The following is a 3889-nucleotide window of genomic DNA, read 5'->3' as shown; positions in this document are numbered from 1 at the left end:
ATGCGCCGGGTCGAGCGGCACATAGGCGGCGCCGGCCTTGAGAATCGCCAGCAACCCGACCAACGTGTCGAGACCGCGCCGGGCGACGATCGCCACCCGGTCATCCGGGCGCACACCAAGATCGAGCAGATGATGAGCCAGCGCGTTGGCTCGTTGATCAAGCTCGGCATAGGTCAACGATTGCCCTTGCTGCACCGCCGCCAGCGCCTGCGGCCGTTGCGCCACCTGCGCCTGGAAACGCTGATGGATCGTGCTCACCGCCGGGTAGCTCACTCGCGTCGCATTCCACTGTTGCAGCAGCGCCTCTTCCTCAGGCGTGCTCAGACTGAAATCCGCCACCGGCAAGTTCACCGCCTCCAGCCCTTGTTCCAGAATCAACAGCCAGCGTGCGGCCAGGGCCGTGATCTCCTCGGCGCTGAAATACGCCTCGCTGTAAACCAGGTACAAATGCGCGTCGTCGTTGACCTGATTGCTCAGCAGGTGCACCGCCAGCGGCGTGGCCTCCTCCATGTTGGAGGCCTTGATCATCCGCCCCGACGCCTCACCGTAGCGATAATCGTGAGCGCCCTGCTCGTAGGACACCGTCACCTCGAACAACTGCGAGCGCTCCTCACGCAGCAGGCCCAGGGCGCGGTTCATCTCACTGACCGGGAAACGCTGATGGCGAAAATCCTTTCTGAGCTCATCGCGGATCGCCCTGACCAGTTCGCCGAACGTGCGCTGGCGACCAAACGCCATGTGAACCGCACTGATCTGCGCGAACAGCCCGAGGGTGGATTTGAACCGTGCACCGCCGCGATTGAGAATCGGCAGGCCGACCACCCATTCGTCACGCTGCGCCGTACGGCTGAAGTACACGTGCAGCGCCGCCAGCAACACATGGAACGCCGAAGCGCCAGCGCCTCGGGCCACCTGCTTCATGCGCTCGTGCAACAACGCCGGCAAGGGTTGCGTGAACACCTGGGTCTGAACGGTTTTGCCGGCGCGGCTCGGTTGGTGGCGTGGCAGCAACAGCGGCTCGGGCAATTGCCGGTATTTGTCCAGCCAGTAACTGCGGTCCAGCGCGTAACGGGGCGACGCGCGATAGCGCGTATCGTCGGCGATGAAGTCGAGGTAGGACGGTGCCGAGGCCGGCGCCGGTTGGCCGTTCGCCAGCGCGTTATAGATATCGTCCAGCGACTTGAACATTTCGCCGAAGCTCCAGCCATCAATGATCAGGTGATGGGCCTGCACGGACAGCCAGTGGCGCTCATCATCCAGGCGGATCAACAGAAAACGGAACAGGCAGCCGCCGCCCAGCACGAAGGGCTGATCAATACGCGCCTGAACCAATGCCCGCGCCGCCGACTCCGGGTGGGCCTGCGCCGACACATCGTGAATCGGCATCGGCACCGGCCATGCGCGGGCAAACCGCTGCAACGGCAAGCCATCGACGCCGGCGCCCGGCAGTAGCACCGTGCGCAGGGCGTCATGCCGGGCCACCAGGCCTTCGAGCGCTGCCTGCATCCGTGCCGGATCCAGCGGACCGCTCAGCTCCAGGTACCCGCCGATGTTGTACAGCGGCGAATCGCCGCGACTCAGCTGATCCAGCCAGATGTCCAGCTGCGCTGCGGTCAGGGGATACGTCTGGGTCGATGCGGACGGCGTGTCCACCGCTGGGGCAGAAATAGGCGGCATAAAGTCCTTCTCATGAAATTTTGCGCCTATTCAAGCATCGGCCCCGACGCCGACATGACACGTGAAACCCGGACAACCCAGCCCCCTCCCAAGGCCTGTCAGCCCCGGTTGCCGCTGATCCGGCAGGAAGCTTCTAAAAGTTCGGAGAGGAAACGCTGAAATACTTGTAGGAAAAATGCCACAAGCCAGCGCAGCCATCGGCCAGCGCAATGCTCGCACCGCAGCTTAATAGTCCCGGCTTTCAAGGCTTTGCAGTGACCGAACAGTCACGCTAGGCGCGGCATCTGTACCGGATACCGTCAGAAGCCCGGCGCCAACTTTCCGAAATGATGGCACTTTGTGTCCCTGTTTTCCCCTACAGACGTAGGACAAATCCATAGGCTTAAATCCCGCTCCAGATCATGTTCAAGGAGAAATGACTGCGTGGGCGGCTTTTACTTAGACGGCAGACGATTCAGTGATGGCTCTGAACCAGGGATGACAAGGATATGAATCTGACCGGCAGTATTCGCAATATGGAAAACCCGCATTTCTACTGGCAACTGGGTGAGCTGATTGCCAGCACCGGGGACGATCACTTCGCCGCGAACATGTTTCAGCTGGTCGACACGCTGGTGCCGGTCGACGGCGTCGACCTCAGCGAGTGGACGCTGGATGAGCGTCAGGCCAGCGTGGTCGAGATCAAGCCGCTGGGCAGTGCCGGTTTGCCGCAGACCTGTGCGCCGGCCGACCCGCTCGAACGGGCCGATGACCATCCGTTGTTGCCGAAGATGATCGAGATGAATGACTCGCTGCTGATCCAGCTCAGAGCCTCGCTGCAACCTCGCTACCCGCAACACAATGCGCACCAGTGCAATCTGGTGTCGCGCATGTCGAACCGCCGCTGCGTCATTTCGTTTTACCGACCGCATACCCGGCGGGTGTTTTCACTGACGGAGCTGTCGTTTCTCAAAAGCCTTTCGGACACCCTGCTGCCCCTGATCGAACGCCATGCGCACATCAGTCGGCAAACCCTCGCCCGCCAGCCACGCCTGCCCCAGGCCGAACTCGATCAGGCACCGCTGGCGCTGGTGTTCGATGAGCGCCTGGCGATGAGTGGCGTCGTCCTTTCGGCACGCGAAAAGGAAGTCTGCCTGGGCTTGCTGACCGGCGGCACGGTGCCGCAAATCGCCGAGAAACTGCGGGTGAAAAACAGCTCGATCGAGACGTACCTCAAACGGGCGGCGGCCAAACTCGGGGTCAGTGGCCGGCATGGGCTGGCGCGATGGATGGCCGGGGCCTGACTTCGAACTGCGTAAGTACCTTGGTGGCGAGGGGATTTATCCCCGCTGGACGGCAAAGCAGGCCGCGCTTTTTATCGTCCAAAAGAGGGGCTGCTACGCGCCCCGACGGTGATAGATCCCCTCGTCACAGGGTGTTCTCAGCACAGGATCTTTCTCAACACACAAGCCCATCACCCCCCGTTTTCCTTGCAAGCATCTCCCCTCTTTCATGCACGAGGCTGTTCGATGTCTACCTTGCGACTTTCCCTGCTGTCCATGGCCATGCTGCTGGGCGGCTGTTCCCTGATTCCCGAGTACCAGCGCCCGGCATCGCCGAGCGCCGCGCAATACCCCACCGCCACACAACCGGCAACACCCAACGAAGACTGGCGCACGCTGTTCAACGACCCGGCCCTGCAACAGCTGATCGAGTCGGCACTGGTCAACAACCGGGACCTGCGCGTGGCCGCGCTGAACGTCGAAGCCTTCCAGGCGCAATACCGCATCCAGCGCGCCGACCTGCTGCCGGCGGTGTCGGCCAATGCCAGCGAGTCACGCCAGCGCATGCCCTCCAGCGTGACCAAAGGCAAAGCGCTGATTAACTCGACCTACGCGGTCAACCTCGGCATCAGCGCCTACGAACTGGATTTCTTCGGCCGTGTGCGCAGCCTCAGCGAGCAAGCGCTGCAGAGCTGGCTGGCGACGGAAGAAGCGCGACGCAGTGCGCAGTTGAGTCTGGTGGCCAACGTCGCCAATGCTTACCTGACCTGGCGCGCCGATCAGGAGTTGCTCGAACTGACCCGCGACACCCTCGCCGCCGACGAACAGAGCCTGCACCTGACCACCCGTAACCGCGAGGCCGGCAAGTCGTCGGCGCTGGAACAGGCGCAGGCGAAAACCAGCGTCGACAGTTCGCGGGCCAATCTGGCGCGTTATCAGCGGCAGGTGGC

Annotated in this window: 3 protein-coding genes; 2 read left to right on the top strand and 1 reads right to left on the bottom strand. The window is 62.6% G+C overall.

Features of this window, described 5'->3' with window-relative positions:
- Positions 1–1677, bottom strand: a 1677-nt coding sequence (locus DBR24_RS24070; protein WP_146189110.1) for a condensation domain-containing protein, incomplete at its 3' end; no start/stop codon positions are given.
- A gap of 488 nt (positions 1678–2165) precedes the next feature.
- Here DBR24_RS24070 and DBR24_RS24065 point away from each other — a divergent pair.
- A complete protein-coding gene (locus tag DBR24_RS24065) occupies positions 2166–2960 on the top strand; it encodes a helix-turn-helix transcriptional regulator (protein ID WP_128615984.1) in 795 nt (264 codons plus the stop codon).
- Positions 2961–3185: 225 nt separating this feature from the next.
- On the top strand, positions 3186–3889 hold a 704-nt coding region (locus tag DBR24_RS33500), incomplete at its 3' end, for a TolC family protein (RefSeq protein ID WP_256591785.1).

Origin of the sequence: Pseudomonas sp. HMWF006, assembly GCF_003061205.1 — a bacterium.
In the GTDB taxonomy this organism is placed as follows: Bacteria; Pseudomonadota; Gammaproteobacteria; order Pseudomonadales; family Pseudomonadaceae; genus Aquipseudomonas; species Aquipseudomonas monsensis.
The sequence above is the reverse complement of the archived record's forward strand: the minus strand, read 5'-3'. Positions and strand labels throughout refer to the sequence as shown.

Coding starts and splice junctions, on each gene's coding strand:
- DBR24_RS24065 (WP_128615984.1), top strand. CDS start 2,166: ATGAATCTGACCGGCAGTATTCGCAATATGGAAAACCCGCATTTCTAC.